The following is a 26,745-nucleotide window of genomic DNA, read 5'->3' as shown; positions in this document are numbered from 1 at the left end:
AGGCTTGGCGCGGCGTGCCGCGCCAACGGACGGGATTATTACTCCACGTCATCCATTTTGCCAAGCAATGCGCGAATACGTGCTTGCCATTGCTGATGATCTTCACGTAGGCGCTGGTTCTCTTCTTCTAAAGAACCACGGCCACTGCGCAATTCACTCGATTCTTGCTCCAGCGTTGCATTCTTTTCTTTCAGTTCTTCAATTTCCATTTGTAGCAGGGAAATGGTATCCACAGCCATCTGTACTTTGGCTTCTAGCTTCTCAAGAATCTCGATTGACATAGTTTTCACCTTCCATTGCCGGGCGATCCCGAGCGTCGATAAACAAGTTGCCCTCAGGCAGAGAGCCCTATTGTAACCAGCTTGCGAACAAGGGCTACCCAATTTGATAAATTTCAGGCATGACCGCCTGAAAAAAGACCACTTTTGACGGATGGCTGACACAAGTACAAGCGTTTTTATTCAATTACTCAAACCGCCTTTGTTTGGAATAAAAAATCAATCCATTACGCTGTCATCAGTAAAAAATTTCATAAAGCCACCGACAAATGACGCAAACGTTTCCCTAGCTGTGCTAGAATCCCCGCCGAGTTTATAGCCCCCATTTATCTATCTTTCGGAGTTATCATGAAACGCGACTTAGCGATGGCTTTTTCCCGTGTCACAGAAGGTGCTGCACTAGCTGGCTACAAATGGCTTGGCCGTGGCGACAAAAACGCCGCTGATCAAGCTGCGGTAGAAGTAATGCGCATTCTGCTGAACAAAACCGATATTGATGGCGAGATTGTCATTGGTGAAGGTGAAATCGATGAAGCACCTATGCTTTATATCGGTGAGAAAGTAGGTAAAGGCGGTGATGCGGTCGATATCGCAGTAGACCCGATTGAAGGTACACGTATGACAGCGATGGGACAGAACAATGCCCTTGCTGTTCTTGCGGCTGGTGAAAAAGATTCTTTCCTCAAAGCACCAGACATGTACATGGAAAAGTTGGTTGTTGGCCCAGCGGCTGCCGGTAAAATCGATTTAAGCTTGCCGCTTGCCGATAACCTAAACAACATTGCTGCTGCATTGAACAAATCTCTGCAAGAGCTTGTTGTCATTACCCTTGCTAAACCTCGCCACGACGCCGTTATCGCAGAAATGCAAGCGATGGGTGTGCGCGTTTACGCAGTGCCAGATGGCGATGTAGCCGCCTCTATCCTTACTTGTATGCCTGATAGTGAAGTCGACATCATGTACTGTATCGGCGGCGCACCAGAAGGTGTGGTTTCGGCTGCTGCCATTCGTGCACTGGGCGGTGATATGCAAGGCCGCTTGCTTCCACGCCATGAGGTCAAAGGTGACAACGACGAAAATCGTCGCCTTGGTGAAGAAGAAATCGCGCGTTGTAAAGAGATGGGCATTGAAACCAACAAAGTACTGGCGTTAGGCGATATGGCGCGCAGTGACAATGTGGTTTTCTCTGGTACGGGCATCACCAAAGGTGACCTACTCGATGGCATCACACGCCAAGGCAACATGGCGACCACAGAAACGCTACTTATTCGCGGTAAATGCCGTACTATCCGCCGCATCAAATCGACTCACTACCTCGATCGTAAAGATGACGGAGTCAAAGAGCAGGTACTGTAAGTCTGCCGACTGATATCGCTACGGCGGTATCAGTCCCTATTTTCCTCCTCACCGCTTTCCGCTATATCTCCCTCCCTTACGCATTTTTTTCTATAACACTTGCCGCGACAGCAAACAGTTAGCTAGGATTAATAAATAAAGTGTTTGCTTTACCAGACGCTCTTTAGATGGAAGTCGTAAGTAATGAAGACGGTAGACAAAATACTCCAACGCCTGAAAAAGTTTGGCAGCGCCACAGCCAAAGAACTCGCAGATGAATTTTCCATGACCACCATGGGCGCGCGCCAGCACCTGCAAGGCTTAGAGCAAGAAGGGTTGATCACTTTTTTTGACGAAAGGGTCAAGGTGGGTCGGCCTACACGTCACTGGAAACTCTCTGCACTGGGACACCAGCACTTCGCTGATCGTCACGCGGATCTCTCCATTCAGCTGATTGAAGCGATGGAGAATACCTTAGATCAAGCGGCCATGTCGGCCGTCATCCGAGCGCGCGAAGAGAATAGCTTTAAGCACTATCAAACTAGCCTCAATTCAGTCACAACAATCAAAGAAAAGCTGGAAAAACTGACTACACTTAGAGAGCAAGAAGGGTATATGGCTGAGTTACTAGATGCCGATGATGGAGACTTTTTGCTTGTCGAGAATCATTGCCCCATTTGTCGTGCCGCTACCAAATCCCAAACATTATGTCAGTCTGAGCTTCAGATTTTTCGCCGCCTGTTAGGCACCCAATGCACGGTCGACCGAACGGAACATATCATCGCAGGTCAACGCCGATGCGCTTACCGTATCACTGTCAACGACTAAGGAGTACGTATGGCTGATTGGATCCCTGCAACTGTTATTGATAATCGACACTGGAACAACAACTTGTTCAGTTTGGTGTTAGAAGCCAATATTGAACCCTTTAAAGCGGGCCAGTTTACAAAACTTGCACTCGATATTGATGGCAAAAGGGTTCAACGCGCCTACTCCTTCGTCAATCCACCCGAAGAAAACCGTGTCGAGATCTATGCCACTCGTGTTGCTGATGGCTTACTCTCACCTCGACTACACGCTTTAGATAGCGGCGATGAAGTGCTCATTACTGCCCGCGCTAATGGCTTTTTCACCCTCGACGAAGTCCCGGATGCGCAGGTACTGTGGATGATTGCATCAGGCACCGCCATTGGCCCTTACCTCTCGATATTACGAGAAAAGCAGGTATGGCGTCGCTTTCGTAAAGTCGTCTTAATCCATGCGGTCCGCTACGCCGCTGACCTCAGCTACCAAGGCGAGATCAATGAGTTAAAGGCTCACTATCCAGATCAACTGATTGTGCAACCCTTTGTGAGTCGCGAACCCGTCCCCGGCGCGCTTAATGGGCGAATAACCTATGCGTTAACCGATGGGCTGCTCGAGCGCATGGTTGGGGTGCCTCTTGATGCTGAAAACAGCCATGTCATGATCTGTGGTAACCCTGAAATGGTCAAAGAGACAAAAAGCCTCCTCGAAGCCCGCGGATTAAAAAAACACTTACGCCGCGAACCGGGACAGATCACCATGGAACACTACTGGTAGACGAAAAATTGCGCGGTAATAAAAGTGTCGCAATGACAATTGGTTAAGTTGTGACACTGGTGCATATGTCCATCATTTCTCAGTAATGAGTCGACAACGGAGTTGCTGGTCGTCGGAATGCCTCCTAGTCTCAGAAGTATCAATAGAGTTTATTGGGCGAAGAGGCAGAAGGAGTAGAGTATGCAGAAGTTGCCTTCTTTCGATGAGATGATGCACATGGCTGAGCATCACCCGGATCAACTTGAAGCGCTACGCACTCGAATGAGTGAAGAGGTAATAGACCGCGCAAACGACGCGATGAAACCGCGACTCCGAGCACAAATGAGCCATATACGGCGAGTGATCAGCTACAGCAAAAATCCCAATCACGCGAACGTGTTGTTGATGGGTGAGCTACAAACTCAGTTGCACCGCTTCAGCCTGGCGCTCAACGATCCCGCTCAACTACGTGAACACCAAGCCGAGGTGTTTGAGATTCAATTCCACTCCTGACAACACCATCAGGACTCAAGACAGGATCAAAAAGCGCGACTCAGTGTCGCGCTTTCTTTTTCATTCCAACGGTTACTGCAAAACCTTGGTGAAGGTTTCTCGCTCCATATCTCGCATTTCAATCGTCAAGCTGTGCACACTGGAGGCGCGGTCACGCAACACACTCATTAGCTGTGCACCCAACTCTTTCTTCGTTGCCTCATCGCGGCCACTTAACAACGTAAACGTAATATGAATAAAATCTTGGCTATCTTCAGTGTGACCAATTTGCCAATGCTGACACGCATAAGCGCGAGACTTCACATCATCACCCGCAAAAACACCGCTATTTAAACTCACCTGATGTAAATCATCTAACAAAGCAGGGATATTCACCTGCTCTGCGACAGGCTCAGAGTATTCCATTATCAGATTTGGCATCGCCCATTTCCTTTTCCTAACAAGCGCTCAACATTCAGGGTATCCAAATCGCTAATTAGAGGCAAAAGCCAAGCACCAGAAGTGTCGCTACACCTACACTTCTTTGGCTAAATTCGCCTAAAATCCTCCCTCAAGAACCTTTTTTCGCGCCAAATGTTTACTTTTTAACCCAGCACAGGTACAACCAGACCCAATAATGATTTTAAGCAGTAAAACTTTCAGGAACCGCTGGTATAGTGTTACGAATCAGCGATTTTTTACGTTAATTTAAATTTGGAGAATAGCTATGCGCCAACCTGTAGTTATGGGTAACTGGAAACTCAACGGCAGCAAGGAAATGGTCAAGGATCTGATCGAAGGTCTGAAAAACGAACTGAACGGTGTTGAAGGTGTTGACGTTGCCATCGCACCACCAGTGATGTACTTAGCACAAGCTGAAGCACTACTTGCTGACAGCAACATCATTCTGGGTGCTCAGAACGTAGACGTAAACGCACAAGGCGCATTCACAGGTGACATCTCTCCAGCAATGCTGAAAGAGTTCGGTGCAAGCCACATCATCATCGGTCACTCAGAGCGCCGTGAATACCACAACGAATCAGACGAGTTCGTTGCTAAGAAGTTTGGCTTCCTAAAAGAGAGCGGCCTAACACCCGTTTTCTGTATCGGTGAGTCAGAAGCGCAAAACGAAGCAGGCGAAACAGAAGCAGTATGTGCACGTCAAGTTGACGCAGTGATCAACGCACTCGGTGTTGAAGCACTTGAAGGCGCAATCATCGCTTACGAACCAATCTGGGCAATCGGTACTGGTAAAGCGGCAACGGCTGAAGATGCACAGCGTATCCACGCAACTATCCGTGCTCACATTGCTGAGAAGAACGCAGACGTAGCAGCAAAAGTTGTTATCCAATACGGCGGTTCTGTTAAGCCTGAGAACGCAGCATCTTACTTCGCACAGCCAGATATCGATGGCGCGCTAGTCGGTGGTGCTTCACTAGACGCAGCAAGCTTTGCGGCTATCGCTAAAGCAGCGGCAGAAGCGAAAAAAGCGTAATTTTCTCGCTACGCTACTTTTAGAAACGCGCCCACTGTGGCGCGTTTTTTCTATGTTGAACATCCTTTCTTCAAAGGATCGCAGACATAAAAAAACGCAGCACTTGGCTGCGTTTTTATTTTCAATCAAAACAATTAGAACAACTTGTTCGCCAGTTCGTACATGTCTTTCTTGAATGGACGACGCATGTTTTCAATCGCATCGATAATGTCGTGGTGAACCATCTTCTCTTCTTGGATGCCCACACAACGACCACCCTCGCCTTGAATCAGAAGTTCAACCGCGTAAGCACCCATACGTGAGGCTAAAACACGGTCGAATGCCGTTGGCTGACCACCACGTTGAATGTGACCGAGAATCGTCGCTCGTGTTTCGCGGCCTGTTTCGGCTTCGATGTACTGCGCCAACTCGTTGACATCCGTCATCAACTCGGTAATGGCAACAATAGCGTGCTTCTTACCTTTATAGATGCCTTCTTTGATCTTCGAAATCAGCTCATCTTTGTTCAAGCCAACTTCTGGCGTGATGATGTACTCACAGCCGCCAGCAATCGAAGCCATCAGCGTCAAATCACCACAGTGACGTCCCATTACCTCAACGATAGAGATACGCTGGTGTGATGACGACGTATCTCGTAGACGGTCAATCGCATCGATCACCGTGTTCAAGGCTGTCAGGTAACCGATAGTATAATCCGTACCTGCAACGTCGTTATCGATAGTGCCTGGCAGACCGATACATGGGAAGCCCATCTCGGTTAGCTTCTTAGCACCCATGTAAGAGCCATCACCGCCAATAACAACAAGCGCGTCGATACCGTGCATCTTCAGGTTTTCGATAGCTTGAGCACGCACCTTCTCATCTTTGAACTCTGGAAAACGCGCAGAGCCAAGGAAAGTACCGCCTTTGTTGATAATATCTGAGACGCTGTTACGGTTTAATTTTTCAATACGGTTCTGATGAAGGCCTAGGTAGCCGTCATAAATTCCATAAACTTCTAAACCTTCAGACAATGCTGAACGTACCACGCCGCGAACTGCAGCATTCATACCCGGTGCGTCACCACCACTGGTCAATACACCAATCTTCTTAATCATGGTTACCCTCTGACATTGGGAATTGAAAAAATTCCTGAAACGAGCGATTGGGGTTCCCCCTCCCAATCTGCAGAGACCCTCTCTGCCCCGCCTGATAAACTGTAACTTTCTTACTAATGTAGGAGTATTACAATTTTGATAAAAAACTTTGTTGATTCACATCACGTTCGACCCTGACTTTCAGCGCCGACCTGTAATTATTCCATTGTTTGACTTTCATTTGCTACCAAAATGTTAGCAAATATCCCCTTTATGCTCGCGTTTTGTATCGACAACCGAGACAGGATCTTGGTGAATCATGATATCTGCGCCCGGAAACGCCACTTCAAGCAAGTCTTCCACTTGATCGGCAACCCGATGGGCATCCACTAGCTTCAAGTCATCATCAAGCTCCAAATGTAATTGAATAAACTTCACAGGACCTGACTGACGGGTACGCACTTGGTGCACCCCTTTTACCAACCTGACACCACAGGCAAGCTTTTCGATTTTATCGACTTCTTCAGCAGGCAATTGCCGATCGAGCAAAGTCTGCACAGCATCATAGCCCATCATAAGGGCACCTTTAATAATATAAACCCCGATACCGATCGCAAAGAGCGCATCTGCCTGACCCCACCCCCACCAACTTAATCCTAAAGCGACCATAATCGCCACATTCATATAAAGATCAGATTGATAATGTAATGAGTCTGCGGCAATCGCTTGGCTACCTGTCTTTTTGACCACGTATTGCTGGAAAGTCACCAGCAATAGCGTCACGACAATGGCAAAAGCACTGACTGCCACACCATAGCCAGGTTCAACCAAGTCTTGCGGCCTAAACAGGCGTTCAAAGCCATTCAGAAGAAGGAAAAAGGCTGAGCCAGTAATAAACATCGCTTGAGCGAGCGCGGCAAGTGATTCCGCTTTACCATGGCCGAAGGTATGCTCTTCGTCTGCGGGTTGTAGCGCATAACGCACCACAATGAGATTCGTGACTGAGGCAGCCATATCAAGTAAGGAGTCGACCAGTGAAGCGAGCATTGTCACTGAGCCGGTATGCCACCAAGCACCAAGCTTAACAAGCATCAAAAGTGTCGCAACGAGGGTTGCTGCCCACGCAGCGGTCTGTACGAGACGGGCATACTGGGAAGTCATCATTTACCTTGTACGGATTATCGTCTGGTTCAATGATGAACAAGTATACACGCTAAGAAGACAAGAGTAAGACAAAAACGTCGGCCAATGCCGACGTTTCAATCTAGATTACATTGACTTACGCTTGACGGTTGCCACCACGTGATTCCATTTTCTGCTGGCAGCGCTCAAAACGCTTCTCTTGCAGCTCCGTTAACTGCGTTTTCTGCTCATCAGTTAAAATGCTCAGCATCTGATGGCGTTTTGACATCATCTCTACTTGGCGTTGCTGATGACGCTCACTCATTTCAGCAGCTAACGCTTCGGCGGCAACTTCATCAAAGTCTGCAGATAGCATCAAGGCTTGCATCGCCTCGCGGTGAGCTTGTCGCGTATCGCGGTTATTTTGGCGATCTTCTTTCATCTCAGCGCGGTGTGTTTCACGCAGTGCTTTCAATTCCGTTTTTTGCTCTGCCGTCAGATCCAACTGACGTAACATTTTGTGCGGATTGGCCTGACATTGACCTTTTCCTCCCTGATGACCGCCTCCAAATGCAACCGCTGTTGCAGATGTCATCACCAATGGTAAGGCAATCGCCGTTGCTAAAATAGTACGCTTCTTCATCATGTTTCACTCCGGGTCGTTGGGGGTAATGCGCTGTTTGCTTGCTACAGGTTTAGAATACGCCGCCAGATGTAAACATGAGTCGCGCCAACGTAAAGATGGGTAAAGCTACGTCTATCAATCTTGGCAATCAAAACCCCTTTCAGAGATACTGATAGAAATAACCACCCTGCCAGAGGAAAAACAATGAACACCATTTTGCTCGTTGATGATGATAAAGAACTCCGTGATTTACTCAGCGACATTTTGACCATGGAAGGGTTTACCGTGCTGCAAGCCAGCAACGGCGAAGAAGGCTTAGAGAAACTCTCTAGCAGTGTCGACCTCGTACTGCTGGATGTAATGATGCCTCAAATGAATGGCATGGATATGCTGCGTCGCTTACGTGAAGGCTTCGACACCCCGGTGTTAATGCTCACCGCAAAAGGGGATGAGATTGATCGCGTTCTTGGTCTTGAACTTGGCGCAGATGACTATCTCCCCAAACCCTTCAGTGATCGTGAACTCCTAGCGAGGATGCGCGCTATCTTGCGCCGTACACAAGGGACACCGAAGAACCAACCCGATCAACTCTCTTTCCAAGACATCGTTATTTACCCGGGTCGGCAAGAGGTCTATTGCCAAGATCAAGCGATAGAAATGACAGGGACAGAACTGGCGCTGTTGAGCTACTTTTTACAAGCGCCGGGACAAGTTATCTCAAAAGCCGATCTCAGCCTTGAAGTCCTGGGCAAACGGCTCTCACCCTTTGACCGCGCGATTGATATGCATGTCTCCAATTTACGCAAAAAATTACCTGAACGCGTTGATGGTAAACCGCGCCTAAAAACGCTGCGTGGTAAAGGCTATCTTCTCGTAGAGGAAGGCTGATGAATCTGCCGCGTATTTCGAGCCTCTATGGTCGTATATTTGCCACTTTTTGGTTCACACTGCTGATCGTTGTGATTGGCCTTTTGGCCGTACCGCAGTTCGACCCACGATCGGAGCACAACATTCCGCGCGAGCACTTTAATGATGTGCAAAAGGCGATGAAAAGAATGTCGAGTCTGCCACTCTCGTTAGAAGATAAGATAGCGTTAATTCGTCAGCGTCAGCGTGAGTTTTCTTTTAAGGCCTACTTCACGGACGATGAGGGCGAGTCAATAGGTAAAGGCATTCCGCAAAGCCGCATCCTTAGCAACTTTGCCTCTCTCTCTTATGACCCCAGTGAGCCGCAGCAGAAACTCTACGGGCATTGGATGGTCTCCGGTCCTTTTCTTGTCCAAGCCGATGATGGCTCGGCCTATATGTACTTATCTCGACGTTGGCAACGGCCACCACCGTGGTTCTTACGTATTTTAGACAAACCTTTTCAACTTCTGCTGGTCACCATGCTCATCAGCACGCCGCTTCTACTGTGGTTAGCGTGGGCGGTCACTCAACCTGCTCGCCGCTTGCAACAAGCCGCTGAGAAAGTAAGCCGCGGCGAGCTAGAAACCGATCCAAAGCTTGAGAAAGGGCCCAGTGAGTTCGTCAATACAGGCCGCAGCTTTAACCATATGGTCAGCTCCCTCAATCAGATGATATCGGGCCAACAGCGCCTGCTTTCCGATATCTCGCACGAACTGCGCTCACCATTAACACGTCTGCGGATGGCGACCGCCTTAGCCGTGCGTAAACAGGGGGAGAGCAATGAGCTAAGCCGCATCGAGACGGAAGCGGAGCGCTTAGAGCAGATGATTGCAGAGCTACTGGAACTGTCACGTATGCAGGTGAATAGCCACTCAGAGTACGAGTTGACGGATGCCGAAAGTGTTTGGCTAGAAATGCTTAAAGACGCAGAGTTTGAAGCGGAGCAAAATGGCAAGCGATTACAGTGGCATGGGTTGAAGCCGTGGTCGCTGCATGCCCATCCGGCGTTGCTTTGCTCCGCGCTTGAAAACGTCGCTCGTAATGCCATCAAATACGCCAACCAATCCGTTACCGTCAATTTTGATGCACAGCCGCAACAGTTAGTCATTCATGTTTGCGACGACGGCCCCGGCGTTCCCGCAAGCGAGCGAGATGATATTTTTCGCCCCTTCTATCGTGTATCCACGGCACGCGACAGGGATAGTGGTGGCACCGGTCTTGGACTCTCGATTACCGAGAGTGCCGTCAGGCAACACAACGGCGTCATCACAGCCAGTGAAAGTGAATCCGGCGGCCTCTGTGTCACCATGACGTTACCCTTAAACGGTTAACTTTTTCATCACAAACCGCCCTACTTGGGGCGGTTTTTTGTAGAATAGCCTATCACTCACACGAACAAGAGTTGCGCTACGATGTTTGATATCGCGCTATATGAACCGGAAATCGCCCCGAATACGGGCAACATTATTCGCTTGACTGCGAATACAGGTGGTCAACTGCATTTGATTGAACCGCTAGGATTTGACCTTGAAGAGAAGAAGTTACGTCGCGCGGGGTTAGACTATCGCGATTTAACCCATGTCCATCGCTATCCTAACTTTGATGCTTTTTTAGCAGCAATGGAAGGGCGTCGCCTGTTTGCTTGTACCACCAAAACAACCAACTTCCATACCAATGCCAAGTTCGAAAAAGGCGATGTACTGCTATTCGGACCGGAAACGCGTGGTCTACCCGCCGCGTTTATTGAGAGCCTACCGTTAGAACAAAGACTGCGCATTCCAATGCAACCAGACAGTCGCAGCCTCAACTTATCTAACTCTGTCGCCGTGATAGCTTATGAAGCATGGCGACAATTTGGCTTTGAAGGTGGGGTTTAAATCCCGTCGCCGCCAATAAAGGTCCGGCTATGGCCGTTAAACTGCTGGTCCATATCCATTGATGGTTTGTCGGATGCGGGACGTCCGACAATTTTCGCCGGTACCCCCGCCACCGTGGTGTGCGGCGGAACAGGGTTAAGTACAACCGAGCAAGAGCCAATCTTCGCCCCTTCGCCAACTTCAATGTTACCCAAGATTTTCGCTCCAGCACCAATCATCACACCTTCACGGATCTTAGGATGACGATCGCCCCCTTCTTTACCCGTACCACCCAAGGTAACGTCTTGAAGAATTGATACGTCATTTTCAATCACGGCGGTTTCACCCACCACAATGCCCGTCGCATGGTCAAGCATGATGCCACGGCCAATTTTTGCGGCCGGGTGAATATCGACCTGACAAGCGACAGAAATTTGGTTTTGCAAATACACCGCCAGTGCTTGCCGGCCTTCTTTCCATAGCCAGTTCGCCACACGGTAGCCTTGCAGCGCATGGTAACCTTTGAGGTATAACAACGGAATGGAGCACATCTCGACAGCAGGGTCACGCTCAACAATCGCTTTGATATCGTAAGCGGCGGCCTCACACAGCTGAGGATCATTGCGATAGGCTTGTTCAACCACTTCTCGTACCGCCATTGGCTGCATAGAAGGGGTTGCTAGCTTGTTTGCCAGAATAAAGCTCAACGCACCCTGAAGGTTATCGTGATTAAGAATCGTTGCATGGTAAAAACTGCCCAGCATCGGCTCTTGTTCCGACTGTTGCTTGGCTTCTGCGCGCACTAACTCCCACACTTGATGCTTATGGCATTCCATTGTTACTTCACTACCTGTTCAATACCTGACTTCACTGCATTTTTACGCAGCATGGCTTCCTACTCTGATAACTGTAACCTTCTGGTCAAAAAATACAACGCAGCAACAAAAAAACGCACCCTATGGTGCGCTTTTTATTGAGAGATGACATTTTACGAGACTCAAGACTCGCCTTTTTTGTCCCTTGCCAGTAAGTCTTTCGCCGCTTGGCGTGCGTCTTTGTTTTGATAAAGAACCTGATAAATCTGATCAACGATGGGCATCTCAACACCGTGGCGTTGCGCTAGCGCCCACACCTCTTTGGTATTGCGATAGCCTTCAACGACTTGACCTATCTCTTCTTGTACCGCGTCAACACTGCCTCCTTTACCGAGACCGAGACCAAAGCGACGGTTACGTGATTGGTTATCCGTACAAGTCAGTACCAAATCACCTAGACCCGCCATGCCCATGAAGGTCTCTTGCTGCGCGCCCAAAGCCGCACCTAAACGACACATTTCAGCCAGACCACGCGTAATCAAAGCAGTACGCGCGTTAGCACCAAAACCAATACCGTCAGACATGCCAGCACCGATAGCGATGACATTTTTCACTGCTCCACCGAGTTGCATACCGATAAAATCAGAGTTGCTATACACACGGAATGTTTTACTGCAATGAATTGTCTCTTGAAGATCAGCAACAAACTCAGCATTGGTTGAGGCCACTGAGATGGCTGTTGGCATCCCTGATGCAAGCTCTTTGGCAAACGTCGGGCCGGACAATACAGCCAAAGGAATCGACTCGCCTAGCTGCTCATACGCGACATCTTGTAATAAGCGCCCCGTCTCTGGCTCTAACCCTTTGGTTGCCCAACAAAGACGCGAGTCATCACGAAGGAAGGACTTCACCTGCCCGAGCACCAAACCAAACACATGGCTCGGCACAACGACCAATAGGTCGCGGCTCGATTGCACCGCCTGTTCAAGATCACTGGTCACAATGAGTGACTCAGGAAAATCGACACTAGGCAGAAACTCTTCGTTGCGACGATCAATTTCCAGCTGTGCAATATGTTCAGGCTCATGCCCCCACAAAATCACATTGGCACCATCTCGTGCCAATGAGATTGCGAGCGCAGTACCGTAAGACCCAGCGCCTAACACAGACATCGTGATAGGGCTGTTTGTCATCTCAGTCATAGGCGATTACGCTTCTGCGTTTTCTTGGCTCTGCTCACCCGCTTGCTTTTGCAGGTAGTTCATGAACAGTGCGTCGAAGTTTACTGGCGCTAGGTTTAGTTGAGGGAAGGTACCCTTAACAACGAGGCTTGAAATCGTTTCACGCGCATATGGGAATAGGATGTTCGGGCAGAACGCGCCTAGGCAGTGTGCCAGTTGCGGTGCTTCCATACCTTCAACACTGAAGATACCGCCTTGCTGAACTTCACATAGGAACGCAGTGTCATCAGCATTTTTCACAGTAACAGTAAGGCGTAGAACAACTTCGTACACGTTTTCAGCTAGCTGACGGCTCTGCGTATCGAGATCAAGCTTAACGTCTGGCTGCCACTCTTTTTGGAACATGTCCGGCGAGTTTGGCGCTTCGAAAGACACATCTTTTAGGAAGATGCGTTGAATTTGAAAGTTTTGTTGCTCTTGATTTGGTTGCGCTGCTTCAGCCATGGGAAATTCCTTTAGGTAATATCAATTCAAAATAGTTGCGCGAATACCTTCGCGCAAAAAATAGGGATTATTTTTTCTTCGCTCTTTTACCGCTAACAAGAGGCATTTTGGCTTCATTCCAACCAATCAAGCCATCTTTTAGCACGTAAACACGCTCAAAACCGCCCTTCGCTAACAGGTTAGCACTCTCCTGCGCTGTTTGACCTGTCTTGCATACCACGATGATTGGGGCAGATTTATGGTTTTCAAGCGACGCCGTATTGCCATCACGGATTTGACTCGGCAAAACGTGAAATGCATCAACAATATGGCCCTTGTTGTACTCGTCTTTGCTGCGAATATCGACAACCACGGCTTCTTCACGGTTGATCAACATGGTCGCGCCTTGCGCATCAACAGTGGCATAAGCCGCTGTCTTCTGCTTAACGATTGAGGCAATCAGTGCGACGAACAAACCTACCCATACCAGAGACAGCATGGTGTTGTTCGAAATAAAATCCATAAACTCTTGCATCTTTTATCTAGCTCTGTGTTGCAATAAAGGTAAGGCGAATGAGTATACCTGTGCTGCTTGTGTTGTACAGCGCTCACCCGTAAAACCGCGCCAACGCTCACCACAAATGCTGCATTCTCCGCATAAACATCATCACTATAAGGTTAAATTACGACAGAAATTCAACACTGCACCCTTACACTTTTTAATCAAAATGAATATATTTTACATAACCGTTATCGTTGAGTACGGGGATAGTTTGATCTTATCCTACAGTTCAGCGGTTATTTTGTAGTAAAATTACGCGACTAGCGCATTTACGATGCCTAATTAGCTGTTTCGAAACAGTGAAAACGCTGAATCGTCACTTTAAGGCTGCAAGGTATCGGAGAGAAGTTTTAATTTACTTAGATTAGAGAGGACAGGTTATGTCTGCGAAGAAGCCAATGGCTTTGGTAATTCTAGATGGTTGGGGTTACCGTGAAGACACGCAAAGCAACGCAATCGCGAATGCGAATACCCCAGTTATGGACAAACTCATGGCAGACCGTGCCAGCACCCTGATTTCAGCATCAGGCATGGATGTCGGTCTACCAGACGGTCAAATGGGTAACTCAGAAGTCGGACACACCAACATTGGTGCAGGCCGCGTGGTTTACCAAGACCTAACCCGAATCACTAAATCTATTGCTGACGGCGACTTCTTTGAGAACGAAGCGCTTGTCACTGCTATCGATAAAGCCGTAAAAGCAGGTAAAGCCGTTCACCTTATGGGGCTAATGTCTCCAGGTGGTGTACACAGCCACGAAGACCACATTGCTGCTGCCGTAGAAATGGCAGCGAAGCGCGGTGCAGAGCAAATTTTCCTTCACTGCTTCCTTGATGGCCGTGATACGCCACCTCGCAGTGCGCAAAACTCGCTAGAGCGTTTCGATGCGCTGTTTGCGAAGCTAGGTAAAGGCCGTGTTGCTTCTCTCGTGGGTCGCTACTACGCAATGGACCGTGACAACAACTGGGATCGCGTTGAAGTTGCTTACGACCTGCTGACGCAAGCAGAAGCTGAGTTCAATGCTGCGAGCGCCGTTGAAGGTCTTGAAGCGGCTTATGCACGTGACGAGAACGACGAGTTCGTTAAAGCAACCGTTATCCAAGCGGAAGGCCAACCATCAGCAGCAATCCAAGATGGCGACGCGGTTATCTTCATGAACTACCGTGCTGACCGTGCGCGTCAAATCACTCGCACTTTCGTGACTGACTTTGCGGGCTTCGAGCGTAAAGTGTTCCCTCAACTCGCTGACTTCGTGATGCTGACTGAATACGCAGCCGACATCCCACTGAGCATTGGTTACCCGCCTGCAACGCTTGAGAACACGCTTGGTGAGTGGCTATCAAAGCACGGCAAAAAGCAGCTACGTATCTCTGAAACAGAGAAATACGCACACGTTACTTTCTTCTTCAACGGTGGTGTTGAGCAAGAGTTTGACGGTGAAGTTCGCTCACTGGTTAATTCGCCAAAAGTGGCAACCTATGACCTGCAGCCTGAGATGAGCTCTGCTGAGCTAACCGAAAAACTGACCGCAGCGATTAAAGGTGGTGAATATGACTACATCATCTGTAACTACCCGAATGGCGACATGGTTGGCCACACCGGTGTTTACGATGCGGCCGTAGAAGCGTGTGAAGCGCTGGATAAGTGTATCGGTGAAGTGGTTGAAGCGATTGAGTCTGTCAACGGCCAACTGCTGATTACCGCTGACCACGGTAACGCAGAAATGATGATCAACCCAGAAACGGGTGGTATCCACACTGCGCACACCAATCTGCCAGTGCCGCTCGTCTACGTGGGCGACAAAGATGTCAACATTGTAGAAGGTGGTTGCCTATCCGATCTCGCGCCAACTATGCTATCACTCACAGAGATGGAAATCCCTGCTGAGATGACTGGTAAGGTGCTGTTTGACGTGAAATAATCTTTCCCATGCGGAATGTGATTTCAACGATCAAACGATCCATTCACGCCAGAGCAATATGCTCTGGCGTTTTATTATGCCTCGCGTTTGGTAGCGCCGCCTCTCAAGACCAACTACAAGGTGTACAACAAGAGATCGCTCGCCAAAACTCACAGATTACCCAACAACAAAAGCAGCTCGCGGAACTACAAGCGTCACTGAAGCAGCAAGACAAGCGCATTTCCGGCTTCAGCCAGCAAGTTCACACGGCACAGCAGGAAGCGAAACAGATTGAAATCGAGATTGCCGATCTCAATCGTACATTGTCGACGCTCGAACAAGAGCAGAAGGGGCAACAAGCCCTTATTGAAGAGCTCTTGTTACATCAATATCGACAAAGTCAGCAGCAGCCCTTAGCGGATCTGCTTAGTCCTGGCGAAAACCAAAATCAAGATCGCATGCAGATGTATGCGAACTATCTCAGCAAGGCGCGTACTCAAGCACTAAGCCAACTCGCGGCCACCGAAACTGAGCTTCGTCTCACTCGTCATCAACTTGCAAAGCAGGCCGAAGCCAAAGCTGCCCTCGCCGCTGAGCTCGAGCAAAAACAAGCCGCGCTGCTCGCAGAGCAGAAAGGACAGCGCAACACAGTTGCTCAAATTCGTGGCCAGTTGAAAGAGAGTGAAGGCTACCTCAATGAGCTAGAGACCAACCAAAACCGCTTATTGGATGAGATGGCACGAGCAGAAGAACAAGCGCGTGCCGAAGAGGCGGCCCGAGCCGAAGAAGCCGCTCGCCTTGCAGCGCAAACCGTTGAGCTAATTGGCTTACAAGTCAATAAAGGCCAATTACTTTGGCCGGTAGAAGGGAAAATCCTTAAGAAATTTAATAGTCCACAAACGGGCCAGCTTCGCTGGAAAGGGATGGTTATCGCCAGCCCTCTTGGTAGCGAGGTCAAAGCCGTACAAGACGGCCAAGTCGTGTTTGCTGATTGGCTACGTGGCTATGGGCTCATGTTAATGGTCGATCACGGTAAAGACACGATGACCCTGTACGGCTACAACCAGAGCCTATTGAAAGGGGTCGGCGATACCGTTCGTACGGGGGAAACCATTGCCCTTGTTGGCGACAGTGGCGGACAAACAGAAAGTGGGCTCTATTTTCAAATTCGGGAAAAAGGGCAACCCATTAACCCGCAACCTTGGCTGAAATAAAGGATATCGGCAATGTTGAAATGGATTTCACATTGGCACCAACTTCGCTTTCACACGCTTCTCTTTATTCTATGCTGGATGAGTTCGCCGCTACTTGCTGCGGCAAATCATCAGGGCGAACCGGGAAGACTCGCCATTGTCATTGATGACCTCGGTTACCGCAGTTTTCCCGCAGGCTTGGATCAGCTCCCCGCAGAAATCAGCCTATCTATCTTACCCACTACGCCTTACGATCAAGTCATCGCAGAAGAAGCCACTCAGCAGGGGCGTGATATCATCATCCATATGCCGATGGAGCCCTCAGGCCAAGCCCCTTTAGAGCCCAACACCTTACTCGCCAGTATGGACAAAGCGACTTACCTTGCTCACATCGACACGGCTATCGCCCGCCTGCCTCAAGCGATCGGAATGAACAACCATATGGGTTCATCGCTCACCGCGAACAACGAACGCATGGACTGGCTAATGCAACGTCTTTCCCTGAATGGCCTTAGCTACCTTGATAGTGTCACTACCGTTGATAGTGTGGCGGGTAGCACGGCGATCGCACATCAGCTCCCCACACTGCGACGCCATATTTTCCTCGACCACTTCCAAGATGAGCATTTTATTCGAAAACAACTCGCCTTGGCTGAAACGACCGCGAACCAGCATGGTTTCGCCGTTGCGATTGCGCACCCTCATCCATTAACACTGCAAGTCTTGGCCACGGTACTGCCGACACTCAACATAGAGTTAGTCAAAGTGTCCGAGCTCTGGCAACAATCGCTCAGTCAACCCGATAAACGAATGCCATCGCCGCGCCCTAAACCGTAAGATCAAAAAAGCCGCAGCACCGAAGTGCTGCGGCTAAGCTCAAATGGCACCACGCCCGAGTGGACAGGCCTAAAAGAGCCCCGGATAAAAACCGATTATGCTTCCCAGTCGAGAATAACTTTTCCTGACATGCCGGAACGCATGACATCAAAGCCCGCTTGGAAATCATCAATACCGTAGTGATGGGTAATGATGGGGGTCAGATCTAAACCAGATTGGATCAGGCTCGCCATCTTGTACCAGGTTTCGAACATCTCGCGACCATAGATACCTTTAATGACAAGGCCTTTGAAAATCACTTGGTTCCAATCAATACCCATGTGTGACGGTGGAATCCCCAACAGGGCCACTTTACCACCGTGATTCATGTTCTCTAGCATGGCATTAAAGGCCGCTGGGACACCTGACATCTCAAGGCCCACATCAAAGCCTTCTGTCATTCCTAGCTCTTCCATCACATCATCAAGATTGGTGGTAGCCACATTCACTGCGCGTGTCACGCCCATTTTACGGGCAAGATCGAGGCGGTATTCATTGATATCGGTAATCACAACGTGACGAGCACCAACATGCTTGGCAACCGCCGCCGCCATGATACCGATCGGGCCTGCGCCAGTGATCAAGACATCTTCACCAACAAGGTCAAATGACAATGCGGTATGCACTGCATTACCAAATGGGTCAAAAATCGCCGCCAAATCGTCAGAGATATTTTCTGGGATCTTGAACGCGTTAAAGGCAGGAATCACAAGGTATTCAGCGAAAGAACCTTCACGATTCACACCCACACCGATGGTGTTGCGACAAAGGTGAGTGCGACCACCGCGACAGTTTCGGCAATGACCACAGGTAATATGCCCTTCGCCTGAGACACGATCGCCAATCTCAAACCCACGCACTTCTTGGCCAATGCCAACAACTTCACCGACGTACTCATGGCCAACCACCATAGGCACAGGAATGGTATTTTGTGACCATTCGTCCCAGTTGTAGATATGCACATCAGTCCCGCAGATCGCGGTCTTTTTAATACGGATAAGCAGATCATTGTGGCCAAGTTCTGGCTTTTCCACTTCTGTCATCCAAATGCCCGGTTCCGCTTTGAGTTTCGCTAACGCTTTCATTAGATTAGCTCCATCTCTTTACCGATTTCGATAAAGGCGTCAATCGCCTGATCCAGTTGCTCGCGGCTGTGCGCTGCTGACATTTGGGTACGAATACGTGCTTGACCACGCGGCACAACAGGGAAAGAGAAGCCAACAACATAGATGCCACGTGCTAGCGCACGCTCTGCAAACTCTGCCGCGACTTTGGCATCACCTAGCATAATAGGAATGATAGCGTGATCTGCGCCCGCCATAGTAAAACCTGCCTCCGTCATGCGACGACGGAAGTGTTCTGCGTTGTCCCAAAGCTGATCGCGTAAGCTACCACTCTCTTTCAACAAATCGATCACACGAATAGATGCAGAGACAATCGCTGGAGCAACAGAATTAGAGAACAGGTATGGGCGTGAACGTTGACGTAACCAGTCAATCACTTCTTTCTTACCGGATGTGTAGCCGCCTGAGGCACCACCCATCGCTTTACCCAGGGTACCAGTGATGATATCAATACGATCAATCACATCATGATACTCATGAGTACCACGACCATTGTCGCCCATGAAGCCTACGGCATGAGAGTCATCAACCATCACCAATGCACCATACTCTTCTGCAAGATCACAGATAGCCGGTAGATTGGCGACAACACCGTCCATTGAGAACACACCGTCTGTCACGATAAGCGTGTGACGCGCGCCTTTCTCTTTCGCAGCTTTAAGCTGTGCTTCTAGCTCAGCCATATCATTGTTGGCATAACGGAAACGCATCGCTTTACAAAGACGCACACCATCAATGATCGAAGCGTGGTTCAAGGTGTCAGAGATAATCGCATCTTCTGGGCCAAGTATCGTTTCAAATAGACCGGTGTTGGCATCAAAACACGAGGTGTACAGAATGGTATCTTCCATCCCCAAGAAATCTGATAGTTTTTGCTCGAGCTCTTTATGAATATCTTGCGTACCACAGATGAAACGCACAGACGCCATACCAAAGCCATGCTGATCCATACCGACTTGCGCCGCTTTGATCAGTTCCGGGTGGTTAGCCAATCCCAAATAGTTATTCGCACAGAAATTTAAGACTTGGTCGCCCGTTGATACGTCGACTTTTGCCTGCTGTGAGCTCGTAATAATACGCTCACTTTTGTAAAGACCATCAGCCTTAACGCCGTCCAATTGCTGCTGAATGTGTTGATAGAATGAAGCTGACATGAGCACTCCCGATAGATAGTCGGCGAAATACCGACTTACATAGACAGTCATCCCGCATTTGCGGATTTATCCAGTCATTGTCACTGGGCATTGGCGGCAAGTATTGTATAAAACTGACACCTACACCAGATCTTGCTGCACTTGATCACTATAATGTGACTCAAGTTCAATCACACGCTGCTTACCTAGCCCCGTTGTTAACGGTTTCATAATCGACAATACCTGCAAAACACCTTGATAGACGACGGATTTCGTAATCCGTGCTTTCGGCGCTTGCACCGTTTGATAGGCCACCCAACAAGAGATAACCAGCTTTAGCGTGTTCGCCAGCCCTTGCATTTCTTTATCCCCAAGAGAGAGCAATCCTGTATGGCGAAAGCTCTCAAGCAAGGTCACAATATTCTGATGAGAGACTTCTTGTGCTTGCAGGTATTTCTCTTGTAAGTGCTCATCACGGCTCAAAATATCAGGCAAATTGGCGTAAAAGAATCGATAACGCCACATCAACATGAATATCGCGTCTAGATAAGTCAGCAACTCTTCTGAACTGTAGTTGGCTTTGGGGCTAAAGCTATATTTGAGGTCGTTGGCATAAGCATCAAAAATACTATCGATGATCTGCTCTTTGTTCCTAAAGTGATAATAAAGATTACCGGGACTGATCTCTAAATGCGCGGCGATATGGTTTGTGGTGATGTTCGGCTCGCCGTGCTCGTTAAACAGCTCCAGCGCTCCTTGGGTAATTCGGTCGCGGGTTTTCATCGCTATATCGGACTCTATGCAGCAATATCAGATAGTTTGATGTTATCATAGTTAGCCCTTTGCAACGCCACGTTGCTCAGGTATAACGCAGTAATGTATTTGGATGAATAGCTCAGGATAACCCCATGATTATAGTCACCGGCGGTGCTGGCATGATCGGCAGCAACATCGTAAAAGCCCTTAACGAGCAAGGTTACAATGACATTCTTGTTGTCGATAACCTGAAAAACGGTAAGAAATTCAAAAACCTCGTTGATCTCGATATTGCAGACTACATGGATAAAGAGGACTTCATCGCTCAAATCATGGCGGGTGATGACTTCGGTCCTATCGATGCTGTCTTTCACGAGGGCGCTTGTTCAGCCACCACGGAGTGGGATGGCAAGTACATGATGCTCAACAACTACGAGTATTCAAAAGAACTCCTTCACTACTGCTTAGAGCGAGAGATTCCGTTTCTTTATGCCTCTTCCGCCGCAACCTATGGCGGTCGAGATAGCGACTTTATTGAAGAGCAAGCCTATGAAGGTGCGCTGAATGTCTATGGCTACTCTAAGCAACAGTTTGACAACTATGTCCGCCGTGTTTGGGCTGATGCTGAAGCCCATGGTGAAACCTTATCGCAAATTACTGGCTTCCGTTACTTCAACGTCTATGGTCCACGCGAAGAACACAAAGGCAGCATGGCTTCCGTTGCGCACCACCTGAATAACCAAATGAATGCCGGTGAAAACCCTAAGCTGTTTGCAGGCAGTGGCGAGTTCAAACGTGATTTCATCTATGTGGGTGACGTGTGTAAAGTGAACCTATGGTTCCTTGAGAGCGGCGTATCAGGCATCTTTAACTGTGGTACGGGCCGCGCTGAAACGTTTGAAGAAGTGGCAAATGCCGTGATCAAGCACCACGGCAAAGGGGAGATTGAAACCATTCCTTTCCCTGAGCACCTTAAAGGCGCGTATCAAGAGTTCACGCAGGCTGACCTCACCAAACTCCGCGCAGCGGGTTACAGTGAAGCGTTCCTTACCGTCGCGGAAGGCACAGCACTTTACCTGTCAATCAGCAACGCTTAACTTCGACTAGATAAACGGCGGACAAAGTGCCGCCGACTATTTCTTTATGACCGATACTCGAAACGACTACGATCCTACAGCGTATAACCCTGAGTTTGGCCGCCACTATCTTGCGCCGAAACACTGGGGCACTTGGTTGGCAATCTTGCTCGGCATTCCTCTCGCGTTGAGCCCTAACCGCTTTCGAGTTTGGATTGCCAAAAAAGCAGCGACCTACTTGGTCAAAAAACGCCGTGGCTCTATCTATAAAGCATGGTACAACCTGAGTATCTGCTTTCCTGAGAAAAGTGACGCCGAGCGCAACGCTATTTTGCATCGTTGTTTGACCATTGCAGGTGCCTATTTACTGGGCTTCGCCTCATTAAGCTTGCGTAGTCGCCGCTGGTTTCAGCGTAATTCGGTCATCCATGGCATAGAGAACCTCACCCAATACACCGACAACGATGAAAAGGTGATTCTACTGGTGCCCCACACGTGGGCGATCGATATTGGCGCGATACTGCTCGCTTCACACGGTCTACCTGTTGTTGGCTTCACCAATGCCCAACGCAACCCGCTACTAGACTACTTAATGCATCGCCAGCGTGTTCAGTACGGTGGCCGTATTTATGATCGTAGCGCGGGTATTAAAGCTTTCATCAAGGCTATCCGCCAAGGCTACCTCGGCTACTATCTCCCTGATCAGGACCACGGCCCGGATAACAGTGTGTTTGTCGATTTCTTCGCGACAACTAAGGCGACGCTGCCCGGGCTCGGTAAACTCAAAAAACTATGCCGCGCCCATGTCGTGCCCATCACCTCAACCTACAATATTGAGACGGGGCAATATGAAGTGAGGATCTTGCCCGCGGTCACTGACATCCCTTCTGGTGATGAAACTCAAGATGCGCGCCGCATGAATCAGTATATTGAAGAGATGCTCGCTGACGATCCTGCACAATACATGTGGATTCTTAAGCTATTCAAAACACAACCGGATGGCAAAGACCCGTATATTGGTCATTAATCAAGAAAAAGGCATGCTAACAAGCATGCCTTTTTCATCCACGGGTGTTGTCTCGATATCATTAACGCTGATAGGGTAAACGCTTAAAGTCAGTAATGATGGCGCCAAGATCTTGGTGTAACGGTTTGCCATTCGCCACTTGTTCATAATAGCCTGCATACGCTTTGGCCATGGTCATCGCATCAAAAACATCTCGAGCATAATCATGGCATCGCTGAGTATCAAACTGCGCCGCATCGCTCACCGCAGTCACAAGCTCCGCTTCATTCGCAGACAGAACACCAACATCGCGAGTAACCAGTTCAGGCAGTGAACCATAAGGCGTGGCGAACACCGGGCAGCCAAAATACAAGCTCTCTGTAATCGCCAAGCCAAAGGGTTCATGCCAAGTGACGGGAAAAACGAGTCCTGCAGACTGCGACATCACCCGCGCTTTCACTTTATCATCCACCATGCCCCAGAAACGCACGTGTCGATCAAGCGTAAAACGAAAGCCCATCTTAAAGTTAAGGCGATGACCGCCCATCACATCTAAGCCCACTTTCGCCTTGCGGGTGATATCAATTGCCCCTTGAACATTCTTCACTCGCCAAGCTGCTTTCCCAAGAAAATGCATTCGTTCACGACGTGCCGAAAGATCAGGCCTTACATAATTGTCCCAGTTCAGACCATTGTGCACAAAGGCACTCGCACCATGGTTTTGTGCATGCTGAGACGAGACAAAGATGGTATTGGGGTCGATGGGTCCATCAGAGTTGCCATGTTGAGTCAGGACATACGGTTTTCGTGTTGGCTCAAACGCGGAGTGAAAATGGACAACGTCGATATCATCCGGCACTTGCTGATCAAAGGGTAAAGCCGGATCATATTCAATCACTCGGGCGAAATCACTCTTCGTACCGACACCGGCCAGCAAAGTCACTTGATGGTTTAAGTTGTGCAAGGCTTGCGCTAAATCCCATACCACGCGCTCAGTACCACCATAGTTGGTCACAGGCAGTGTCGCTCGGATGTAGAGCAGGATATTCATCGCTTCACCTTCTGCTGAATCGCGGCATGTACGCATTCTGGAACAAAGTTCTCTACCTCACCGCCGTGAATCGCCACTTCACGCACCAAGGTGGAAGATAAAAACGCGTACTCTTCTGAAGGGGTCAAGAACAGGCTTTCCAGTTCCGGCTTTAAGCGTCGATACATGGTCGTCAAACCAAACTCATACTCAAAATCCATCGTCGTGCGCAACCCTCGGACCAAGATATTGGCGTGTTGCTCAGAGGCGAAGTCCACCAACAATCCGGTGAACCCAGCGACAGAGACATTCGGTAAGTCTTTGCAGGTCTCCTGCAACAGCGCCACACGCTCTTGCAAACTAAACAGGGTGTTCTTGCTTGGACTTTCAGCAACCCCGATCACCACAGCATCAAAAATGGATGCTGCACGTTTAATCAAATCAAAATGACCATTCGTGACCGGATCAAACGTCCCCGGATATATCGCTTTTTGCATGGCGTTCACGCCTTCCACTGATAAAAAGAAGATGGTGTTTGTTATAACACATTGAATAGCGGCGATCCTATCACCGCTAGCAAGTTTAGCGGCTTATTTCGTTGAAGGAACGGGAAGTGGGATTTTCTCTACGACAACATCAAAAACACGCTCTGGCGTGATATCCATTAAGCAAGGTGAGTACTCCTCACCACTGATTTGACAGTGATTCTGATAACACGGCACACACGGTCGCTCCGATTGTAAAATAGAGATGTTATTGACGGTCTGCAGCAAGGTTCCGTTTGTGTACGGACTGCTCTGTTCAGGCAGCGCCTTGGCATCAAATGGCCAAGGTGACCACATGGATGCAGGCGCGACACTGATAATCGAAACAATGGGCAACGGGTACGCCGATGCCATATGCCCAGGGCCACTATCCGGGCCAACAAACCCTTGGCTGTGCTTAATCAGGGTCGAGGTTTGACCTAATGAGAGCACACCGACAAGACTTTGCCAATTATCTCGCTCTTTTAGCGCGGCCGTGATTTCACCGACGATAGCTATGTCGCGATCCGACTTTGCACCACTAAAGACGAGATAATAGCCAGCTTCTAACATCTGATGACACAAGGATACCCAGTATTGAACAGGCCATTGCTTCAACGTGTTAGAAGAGGGGGCATGCACGACGACATAGTGATTAGGTAGGCGAGATTGCACTTCATCACTCAATGGCGCTTCTGGCGAGACAATATGCGCTGGATTATCCACCCCCACTTCGCGAAGCATGCGCATATGGCGGCTAATTTTATGTTCATACCCTACATCATGCGCAATATTGTGCTGATAAATCCGCTTTTTCAGCCACGTGTATCCGGCGTTCATATCAATGCTGCCCAAGCGCTCACGACCAAAAGCCAAGCTGTAGAGGGCGGTGCGATCGGTCATCATTTCATTCACCGTCAAGTCATACGCCTTCCAGTACTGCTTGAGCATGGCTAGGTAGTCTTTCACTTTCGGCTTGAGCGGAATACAAATCACCTCATCAACATCTTGATTGCCTGCAAAAACCATTCGACCTCGGTCAGTGACTAATACATCAATCTTAGCCTCTGGGTAAGAACGACGTAATGAGTGAGTGATCGATGAGATCAGCAAGCTATCGCCAATACAGTGGGTGGCGATAACAAGGATACGTTTATACTGTTGGACTTTACCCATGCTACTTCACTGGAGTCTTGCTGTTGTGTTTATCAGCTAAATTATGCCATAAACCAATGCAGATAAGGTGCTTGTTTACGCAATGACGGCCAATCACGCCTCTAAAATACGATCGACTTGCTCACAGACTTGCGAGACGGTCAATTCAGCCATCCAATGGTCGCCTTTCACCCGTGTCGCCCACTTCAACTCATCAACAGCTTTACCATGCAGTTCCTTCACCGCATCCTCATAGCAGCTCACTACATGATCAAGCGAAAGATAGGGGCCAGTGCGGCGTGGATTACTATGCGCATAGAGACCAATGACGGGTATCCGTTGTGTTGTCGCCAAATGCGCAGGACCTGAATCTGGCGCAATGACCAACTTGCCTCGCGCTAGCAATGCGGTCAATTGCTTTAAGCTCGTCTGGCCAATGAGATTGATGAGCGGTGCATGCGCGGTTTGACGAATCTGTTCGCCAAGCCGCTTCTCTTGCTCACTGGGACCACCACATAGCACTACCTGATACCCTTTTTTATGGCAATAGTCAGCGACTTCTGCATAACGTTCCGGCAACCAATTACGCTCTGCTTTGCTGGCAGAGGGACTAATAATGACGGTCGGCATTTGAGTCTGTCGCTCTGCCCACGCTTTGTCTTCGTCGCTGACGGGAATGTGCCATGTCGGTGTATCAAAGGGTACGCCGAGATACTTGGCAAAATCTGCGAAATTATCCAGCACATGAAAGCTGTCTGTTGTTGGAAGCTTTTCATTGGAAAACAGCCATTGTCCTTCTTTAGCGCGTTGCCAGCTAAACCCAATCCGCCGTTTGGCTTTAATACCGAGCGATAACGCACTGGCTCGCAACGCGACCTGCATCATCAATAGCGCGTCAAAGCGCTGCGATGTCAATTGCTGCCAAATCGCTTTCATACCCTTAATGCCTTCCCGTTTGTTATAGGCAAACACCCGAATACCCGGCAAGTCATGCAGCAGTTGGTACTCGACCTTCCCCACAATCCATGTAATCTGACATTCAGGCCATGCCTTTTGCATTGCTTGTACCACAGACAGTGCATGGCATACGTCGCCAATCGCAGACAGTCGCAACACACAAATAGAACGTGGGGGCTGAGCAAAGGGAACGGGGGTCATGGTTGGCATAGGATTCAATCTCGC

29 protein-coding genes are annotated in these 26,745 nt (G+C 49.0%); 13 read left to right on the top strand and 16 right to left on the bottom strand.

Translation table 11 applies throughout. From position 1 onward, the window contains the following. Positions 1–38: 38 nt before the first annotated feature. Positions 39–281: a cell division protein ZapB gene (zapB, locus tag TSUB_RS00915; RefSeq protein WP_087023463.1), complete on the bottom strand. Its 243-nt coding sequence runs from the start codon at positions 279–281 to the stop codon at positions 39–41. 345 nt (positions 282–626) lie between these two features. On the opposite strand from zapB, the gene glpX reads away from it, so the two are divergent. The 4 genes from glpX to TSUB_RS00895 all read left to right on the top strand — a co-directional run bounded on the left by glpX (position 627) and on the right by TSUB_RS00895 (position 3,686). After that, positions 627–1,634, top strand: coding sequence for a class II fructose-bisphosphatase (gene glpX, locus TSUB_RS00910; RefSeq protein ID WP_087023461.1), 1,008 nt, complete (start codon positions 627–629; stop codon positions 1,632–1,634). Positions 1,635–1,817: 183 nt separating this feature from the next. Continuing rightward, positions 1,818–2,441 carry a helix-turn-helix transcriptional regulator gene (locus tag TSUB_RS00905; protein WP_087023459.1) on the top strand — a complete coding sequence of 208 codons (624 nt, stop codon included), beginning with the start codon at positions 1,818–1,820 and terminating at the stop codon, positions 2,439–2,441. Positions 2,442–2,450: 9 nt separating this feature from the next. Beyond that, complete coding sequence (locus TSUB_RS00900) at positions 2,451–3,194, top strand: FAD-binding oxidoreductase (protein WP_087023457.1); 744 nt, start codon at positions 2,451–2,453, stop codon at positions 3,192–3,194. 180 nt (positions 3,195–3,374) lie between these two features. Further along, entirely contained in the window at positions 3,375–3,686 is a 312-nt protein-coding gene (locus tag TSUB_RS00895; RefSeq protein ID WP_087023455.1) for a DUF3135 domain-containing protein, read from the top strand. A gap of 72 nt (positions 3,687–3,758) precedes the next feature. Here the strand turns inward: TSUB_RS00895 and TSUB_RS00890 are convergent, their stop codons facing one another. After that, positions 3,759–4,106, bottom strand: a complete 348-nt coding sequence (locus TSUB_RS00890; protein WP_087023453.1) for a 5-carboxymethyl-2-hydroxymuconate Delta-isomerase — start codon at positions 4,104–4,106, stop codon at positions 3,759–3,761. A gap of 286 nt (positions 4,107–4,392) precedes the next feature. On the opposite strand from TSUB_RS00890, the gene tpiA reads away from it, so the two are divergent. Further along, a complete protein-coding gene (gene tpiA / locus TSUB_RS00885) occupies positions 4,393–5,160 on the top strand; it encodes a triose-phosphate isomerase (RefSeq protein WP_087023451.1) in 768 nt (255 codons plus the stop codon). A gap of 134 nt (positions 5,161–5,294) precedes the next feature. Here tpiA and pfkA read toward each other — a convergent pair whose 3' ends face one another. The 3 genes from pfkA to TSUB_RS00870 all read right to left on the bottom strand — a co-directional run bounded on the left by pfkA (position 5,295) and on the right by TSUB_RS00870 (position 8,004). After that, positions 5,295–6,257, bottom strand: coding sequence for a 6-phosphofructokinase (gene pfkA / locus TSUB_RS00880; protein ID WP_087023449.1), 963 nt, complete (start codon positions 6,255–6,257; stop codon positions 5,295–5,297). 234 nt (positions 6,258–6,491) lie between these two features. After that, entirely contained in the window at positions 6,492–7,397 is a 906-nt protein-coding gene (gene fieF, locus TSUB_RS00875; RefSeq protein ID WP_087023447.1) for a CDF family cation-efflux transporter FieF, read from the bottom strand. Positions 7,398–7,515: 118 nt separating this feature from the next. Next, entirely contained in the window at positions 7,516–8,004 is a 489-nt protein-coding gene (locus TSUB_RS00870; protein ID WP_246616385.1) for a CpxP family protein, read from the bottom strand. Between the two features lie 183 nt (positions 8,005–8,187). Between TSUB_RS00870 and TSUB_RS00865 the strand changes: the two genes are divergently transcribed. The 3 genes from TSUB_RS00865 to TSUB_RS00855 all read left to right on the top strand — a co-directional run bounded on the left by TSUB_RS00865 (position 8,188) and on the right by TSUB_RS00855 (position 10,769). After that, positions 8,188–8,871: a response regulator gene (locus TSUB_RS00865; protein WP_087023445.1), complete on the top strand. Its 684-nt coding sequence runs from the start codon at positions 8,188–8,190 to the stop codon at positions 8,869–8,871. Next, positions 8,871–10,223, top strand: coding sequence for an envelope stress sensor histidine kinase CpxA (gene cpxA, locus TSUB_RS00860; protein ID WP_087023441.1), 1,353 nt, complete (start codon positions 8,871–8,873; stop codon positions 10,221–10,223). The genes TSUB_RS00865 and cpxA overlap by 1 nt, the downstream gene beginning before the upstream one ends. Before the next feature lie 81 nt (positions 10,224–10,304). Next, positions 10,305–10,769, top strand: a complete 465-nt coding sequence (locus TSUB_RS00855) for a tRNA (cytidine(34)-2'-O)-methyltransferase (protein ID WP_087023439.1) — start codon at positions 10,305–10,307, stop codon at positions 10,767–10,769. Here the strand turns inward: TSUB_RS00855 and cysE are convergent. The 4 genes from cysE to TSUB_RS00835 form a co-directional block, all read right to left on the bottom strand. Next, complete coding sequence (gene cysE, locus TSUB_RS00850) at positions 10,766–11,584, bottom strand: serine O-acetyltransferase (protein WP_087023437.1); 819 nt, start codon at positions 11,582–11,584, stop codon at positions 10,766–10,768. The two genes, TSUB_RS00855 and cysE, sit on opposite strands and share 4 nt — an antisense overlap. 161 nt (positions 11,585–11,745) lie before the next feature. Further along, complete coding sequence (gene gpsA / locus TSUB_RS00845; RefSeq protein WP_414718368.1) at positions 11,746–12,756, bottom strand: NAD(P)H-dependent glycerol-3-phosphate dehydrogenase; 1,011 nt, start codon at positions 12,754–12,756, stop codon at positions 11,746–11,748. Positions 12,757–12,771: 15 nt separating this feature from the next. After that, on the bottom strand, positions 12,772–13,248 hold the full coding sequence (secB, locus tag TSUB_RS00840) for a protein-export chaperone SecB (RefSeq protein ID WP_087023433.1): 477 nt from the start codon (positions 13,246–13,248) through the stop codon (positions 12,772–12,774). Positions 13,249–13,315: 67 nt separating this feature from the next. Next, positions 13,316–13,762, bottom strand: a complete 447-nt coding sequence (locus tag TSUB_RS00835; protein WP_087023431.1) for a rhodanese-like domain-containing protein — start codon at positions 13,760–13,762, stop codon at positions 13,316–13,318. A gap of 407 nt (positions 13,763–14,169) precedes the next feature. On the opposite strand from TSUB_RS00835, the gene gpmM reads away from it, so the two are divergent. Genes gpmM through TSUB_RS00820 form a run of 3 tightly spaced genes read left to right on the top strand, consistent with a single transcriptional unit; the run spans position 14,170 to position 17,720 of the window. Then, positions 14,170–15,711 (top strand): 2,3-bisphosphoglycerate-independent phosphoglycerate mutase, encoded by a 1,542-nt coding sequence (gpmM, locus tag TSUB_RS00830; RefSeq protein ID WP_087023429.1) that lies wholly within the window; start codon positions 14,170–14,172, stop codon positions 15,709–15,711. A gap of 8 nt (positions 15,712–15,719) precedes the next feature. Continuing rightward, positions 15,720–16,904, top strand: a complete 1,185-nt coding sequence (locus tag TSUB_RS00825) for a peptidoglycan DD-metalloendopeptidase family protein (RefSeq protein WP_087023426.1) — start codon at positions 15,720–15,722, stop codon at positions 16,902–16,904. A 12-nt stretch (positions 16,905–16,916) separates the two neighbouring features. Continuing rightward, positions 16,917–17,720 carry a divergent polysaccharide deacetylase family protein gene (locus TSUB_RS00820; RefSeq protein WP_087023424.1) on the top strand — a complete coding sequence of 268 codons (804 nt, stop codon included), beginning with the start codon at positions 16,917–16,919 and terminating at the stop codon, positions 17,718–17,720. A gap of 95 nt (positions 17,721–17,815) precedes the next feature. On the opposite strand, the gene tdh is transcribed toward TSUB_RS00820, so the two are convergent. The 3 genes from tdh to TSUB_RS00805 all read right to left on the bottom strand — a co-directional run bounded on the left by tdh (position 17,816) and on the right by TSUB_RS00805 (position 20,799). Next, positions 17,816–18,844 (bottom strand): L-threonine 3-dehydrogenase, encoded by a 1,029-nt coding sequence (gene tdh, locus TSUB_RS00815; RefSeq protein ID WP_087023422.1) that lies wholly within the window; start codon positions 18,842–18,844, stop codon positions 17,816–17,818. Continuing rightward, positions 18,844–20,037 (bottom strand): glycine C-acetyltransferase, encoded by a 1,194-nt coding sequence (locus TSUB_RS00810; protein WP_087023420.1) that lies wholly within the window; start codon positions 20,035–20,037, stop codon positions 18,844–18,846. The genes tdh and TSUB_RS00810 overlap by 1 nt, the downstream gene beginning before the upstream one ends. Before the next feature lie 120 nt (positions 20,038–20,157). Then, complete coding sequence (locus tag TSUB_RS00805) at positions 20,158–20,799, bottom strand: TetR/AcrR family transcriptional regulator (RefSeq protein WP_087023418.1); 642 nt, start codon at positions 20,797–20,799, stop codon at positions 20,158–20,160. Positions 20,800–20,924: 125 nt separating this feature from the next. On the opposite strand from TSUB_RS00805, the gene rfaD reads away from it, so the two are divergent. Further along, positions 20,925–21,869, top strand: a complete 945-nt coding sequence (gene rfaD, locus TSUB_RS00800; protein WP_087023416.1) for an ADP-glyceromanno-heptose 6-epimerase — start codon at positions 20,925–20,927, stop codon at positions 21,867–21,869. A 46-nt stretch (positions 21,870–21,915) separates the two neighbouring features. After that, the gene (gene lpxM, locus TSUB_RS00795; protein ID WP_087023414.1) at positions 21,916–22,875 is read left to right on the top strand and encodes a lauroyl-Kdo(2)-lipid IV(A) myristoyltransferase; all 960 of its coding nucleotides are present in this window, start codon (positions 21,916–21,918) and stop codon (positions 22,873–22,875) included. A 61-nt stretch (positions 22,876–22,936) separates the two neighbouring features. Here lpxM and TSUB_RS00790 read toward each other — a convergent pair whose 3' ends face one another. From TSUB_RS00790 to TSUB_RS00775, 4 genes are all read right to left on the bottom strand, one after another. After that, on the bottom strand, positions 22,937–23,905 hold the full coding sequence (locus TSUB_RS00790) for a glycosyltransferase (RefSeq protein WP_087023412.1): 969 nt from the start codon (positions 23,903–23,905) through the stop codon (positions 22,937–22,939). Further along, entirely contained in the window at positions 23,902–24,381 is a 480-nt protein-coding gene (gene coaD, locus TSUB_RS00785) for a pantetheine-phosphate adenylyltransferase (protein ID WP_087023410.1), read from the bottom strand. Before coaD ends, TSUB_RS00790 begins: the two co-directional genes overlap by 4 nt. A 93-nt stretch (positions 24,382–24,474) precedes the next feature. Beyond that, the gene (locus tag TSUB_RS00780) at positions 24,475–25,584 is read right to left on the bottom strand and encodes a glycosyltransferase family 9 protein (protein ID WP_087023408.1); all 1,110 of its coding nucleotides are present in this window, start codon (positions 25,582–25,584) and stop codon (positions 24,475–24,477) included. A 93-nt stretch (positions 25,585–25,677) separates the two neighbouring features. After that, the gene (locus tag TSUB_RS00775; RefSeq protein ID WP_246616384.1) at positions 25,678–26,730 is read right to left on the bottom strand and encodes a glycosyltransferase family 9 protein; all 1,053 of its coding nucleotides are present in this window, start codon (positions 26,728–26,730) and stop codon (positions 25,678–25,680) included. Positions 26,731–26,745 lie beyond the last annotated feature (15 nt).

Source organism: Thaumasiovibrio subtropicus (assembly GCF_019703835.1).
Classification (GTDB): domain Bacteria; phylum Pseudomonadota; class Gammaproteobacteria; order Enterobacterales; family Vibrionaceae; genus Thaumasiovibrio; species Thaumasiovibrio subtropicus.
The sequence above is the reverse complement of the archived record's forward strand: the minus strand, read 5'-3'. Positions and strand labels throughout refer to the sequence as shown.

Excerpts from the sequence above, each read along its gene's own strand:
- zapB (WP_087023463.1), bottom strand. The coding sequence starts at position 281 with ATGTCAATCGAGATTCTTGAGAAGCTAGAAGCCAAAGTACAGATGGCT.
- glpX (WP_087023461.1), top strand. The coding sequence starts at position 627 with ATGAAACGCGACTTAGCGATGGCTTTTTCCCGTGTCACAGAAGGTGCT.
- TSUB_RS00905 (WP_087023459.1), top strand. The coding sequence starts at position 1,818 with ATGAAGACGGTAGACAAAATACTCCAACGCCTGAAAAAGTTTGGCAGC.
- TSUB_RS00900 (WP_087023457.1), top strand. The coding sequence starts at position 2,451 with ATGGCTGATTGGATCCCTGCAACTGTTATTGATAATCGACACTGGAAC.
- TSUB_RS00895 (WP_087023455.1), top strand. The coding sequence starts at position 3,375 with ATGCAGAAGTTGCCTTCTTTCGATGAGATGATGCACATGGCTGAGCAT.
- TSUB_RS00890 (WP_087023453.1), bottom strand. The coding sequence starts at position 4,106 with ATGCCAAATCTGATAATGGAATACTCTGAGCCTGTCGCAGAGCAGGTG.
- tpiA (WP_087023451.1), top strand. The coding sequence starts at position 4,393 with ATGCGCCAACCTGTAGTTATGGGTAACTGGAAACTCAACGGCAGCAAG.
- pfkA (WP_087023449.1), bottom strand. The coding sequence starts at position 6,257 with ATGATTAAGAAGATTGGTGTATTGACCAGTGGTGGTGACGCACCGGGT.
- fieF (WP_087023447.1), bottom strand. The coding sequence starts at position 7,397 with ATGACTTCCCAGTATGCCCGTCTCGTACAGACCGCTGCGTGGGCAGCA.
- TSUB_RS00870 (WP_246616385.1), bottom strand. The coding sequence starts at position 8,004 with ATGATGAAGAAGCGTACTATTTTAGCAACGGCGATTGCCTTACCATTG.
- TSUB_RS00865 (WP_087023445.1), top strand. The coding sequence starts at position 8,188 with ATGAACACCATTTTGCTCGTTGATGATGATAAAGAACTCCGTGATTTA.
- cpxA (WP_087023441.1), top strand. The coding sequence starts at position 8,871 with ATGAATCTGCCGCGTATTTCGAGCCTCTATGGTCGTATATTTGCCACT.
- TSUB_RS00855 (WP_087023439.1), top strand. The coding sequence starts at position 10,305 with ATGTTTGATATCGCGCTATATGAACCGGAAATCGCCCCGAATACGGGC.
- cysE (WP_087023437.1), bottom strand. The coding sequence starts at position 11,584 with ATGGAATGCCATAAGCATCAAGTGTGGGAGTTAGTGCGCGCAGAAGCC.
- gpsA (WP_414718368.1), bottom strand. The coding sequence starts at position 12,756 with ATGACAAACAGCCCTATCACGATGTCTGTGTTAGGCGCTGGGTCTTAC.
- secB (WP_087023433.1), bottom strand. The coding sequence starts at position 13,248 with ATGGCTGAAGCAGCGCAACCAAATCAAGAGCAACAAAACTTTCAAATT.
- TSUB_RS00835 (WP_087023431.1), bottom strand. The coding sequence starts at position 13,762 with ATGCAAGAGTTTATGGATTTTATTTCGAACAACACCATGCTGTCTCTG.
- gpmM (WP_087023429.1), top strand. The coding sequence starts at position 14,170 with ATGTCTGCGAAGAAGCCAATGGCTTTGGTAATTCTAGATGGTTGGGGT.
- TSUB_RS00825 (WP_087023426.1), top strand. The coding sequence starts at position 15,720 with ATGCGGAATGTGATTTCAACGATCAAACGATCCATTCACGCCAGAGCA.
- TSUB_RS00820 (WP_087023424.1), top strand. The coding sequence starts at position 16,917 with ATGTTGAAATGGATTTCACATTGGCACCAACTTCGCTTTCACACGCTT.
- tdh (WP_087023422.1), bottom strand. The coding sequence starts at position 18,844 with ATGAAAGCGTTAGCGAAACTCAAAGCGGAACCGGGCATTTGGATGACA.
- TSUB_RS00810 (WP_087023420.1), bottom strand. The coding sequence starts at position 20,037 with ATGTCAGCTTCATTCTATCAACACATTCAGCAGCAATTGGACGGCGTT.
- TSUB_RS00805 (WP_087023418.1), bottom strand. The coding sequence starts at position 20,799 with ATGAAAACCCGCGACCGAATTACCCAAGGAGCGCTGGAGCTGTTTAAC.
- rfaD (WP_087023416.1), top strand. The coding sequence starts at position 20,925 with ATGATTATAGTCACCGGCGGTGCTGGCATGATCGGCAGCAACATCGTA.
- lpxM (WP_087023414.1), top strand. The coding sequence starts at position 21,916 with ATGACCGATACTCGAAACGACTACGATCCTACAGCGTATAACCCTGAG.
- TSUB_RS00790 (WP_087023412.1), bottom strand. The coding sequence starts at position 23,905 with ATGAATATCCTGCTCTACATCCGAGCGACACTGCCTGTGACCAACTAT.
- coaD (WP_087023410.1), bottom strand. The coding sequence starts at position 24,381 with ATGCAAAAAGCGATATATCCGGGGACGTTTGATCCGGTCACGAATGGT.
- TSUB_RS00780 (WP_087023408.1), bottom strand. The coding sequence starts at position 25,584 with ATGGGTAAAGTCCAACAGTATAAACGTATCCTTGTTATCGCCACCCAC.
- TSUB_RS00775 (WP_246616384.1), bottom strand. The coding sequence starts at position 26,730 with ATGCCAACCATGACCCCCGTTCCCTTTGCTCAGCCCCCACGTTCTATT.